Source organism: Rubrivirga sp. (assembly GCF_049648075.1).
Taxonomy (GTDB): domain Bacteria; phylum Bacteroidota; class Rhodothermia; order Rhodothermales; family Rubricoccaceae; genus Rubrivirga.
The window spans coordinates 1-1524 of sequence record NZ_JBARYR010000097.1; the positions used below are offsets into that span (position 1 = coordinate 1).

Genomic DNA, 1524 nt, shown 5'->3' on the forward strand with positions numbered 1-1524 from the left:
GGGACGCTTCACCGCGACTCGGCCGGAACGTTTATCGGGTCCTTTGTCTCGCCGGAGATTCGAGATCTGCGCTTTGTCTCGGCTTCTGAGCAGGGTCCAGCAGACATCGGACCGTAGGTCGTACGCAGAACCCCCATAATCAGGTCTTTGTCAAGTGAGGCGTTTTTCGAGCCGTAAGGCCAGTCTCGTCCTGCACTCCCCGGTCAGAGGAGCGCGACAGTCTCGGAGCATCGGCGCCGCTTCGTCAGATCGGTCCGGTCCTCGTCAGTCGCTCCCCACCGTCACCGGCGGGACGAAGCGCTGGCGGGCCACACCCCCATACGGGCTCTCGTGACCGTTCTCGGCCACGGACGGGCTCGGCGCCCATCGTCCCAGATCTCTGTCGGCGGCACGCCTACCCGCTTCCCACTCCCACCAAGGGCGGTACGGGACCGGAGCCCCGCCCGTCGCCAGTTCTACCGGCCGGGCTTGCGAGTAGGGGCCATAGCTCCTTCTTCGTCCGGCTCAGAGGTCTCCCTTTGAACTGGCCGTTGAAGTCTTGGTGCTTGCGCAACACGTGGTACGCGATGCGAGCGATCTCTTTGGCGACGAGCGAGCGCGCCACCGCCTCGGGCTTCTTCCGCCGCTTCGAGCCGTACCACGCCTTCACTTCGGGGTAGTACTGGATGGCCCGGACGCCCGCGTGGCTGAAGGCCAGCTTGAGATAGCGGTTGCCGTCGCGGGATCGTTTGTGGCGGACCCGGTCGCCCGAGTTGTCGGCGCCGGGCACGAGGCGGCAATAGCTGAAGAAGGCCCGGTCGCTCGCAAACCGCGCGACGTCGTCGACTTCGAGCCGGATCGAGAAGGCGCACGCCTTGCCGATGCCGGGGATGCGGAGCAGGCGCTGCACGTCGGCGTCGGGGACGAGGTGGGGCACGAGCGCGCTCTCCAGGCGCTTGACCTGCGCGCGCAGGAGCTCGGCCTGCTCGATGTGGGCCTCGGCCTGGAGTTGCCCGAAGGCGTCGAGGTCGGACACGTCGCGGACGTTGTGCTTCTCGAGGAGCCGCGCGATCGAGTTCTGGGCGGCCACGCGGCGCTCGACGAGCTTGAGGCGCGTGCGGAGCACGTCGCGGAGGGGCCGCATCTCGTCAGAGACCATGTGCGCTTCGGGCAGGAGATCAGTCCGCAGAAGATGGGCCAGCATCGCCGCGTCGGCCGAGTCGGTCTTGACTTTGGCCGCGGTGATGGCCTTGACGCCCTTGGCGTGCGCGAGGTGGAGGTCGACGGTATCCGCGAGCGTGTCCTTAACCCAGTACCACCCCGTCGTGCATTCGACGGTGGCGGCGTGGCGTCCGGGCTGCTGGGCGAAGTAGGCCAGGAGCGCCTTGGGCCGGCAGGGCATCTTGGCGGTGGCCACGACGGCACCGGCGGCGTCGAGCGTGGTGGCGGTGACGGAGCGCTTGTGGAGGTCGAGGCCGGTGAAGTAGTCGGGCGTCATGGCTCAGGCGGCGAGTGGGATCTCAAGGAAGGCATCCTGATTGGAAT

The 1524-nt window shown here is 67.4% G+C and carries 1 protein-coding gene; it reads right to left on the reverse strand.

Annotation, left to right across the window (positions count from 1 at the left end):
* Nucleotides 1-394 precede the first annotated feature (394 nt).
* Entirely contained in the window at nucleotides 395-1477 is a 1083-nt protein-coding gene (locus WBA11_RS02640) for an IS110 family transposase (RefSeq protein ID WP_424519173.1), read from the reverse strand.
* Nucleotides 1478-1524 lie beyond the last annotated feature (47 nt).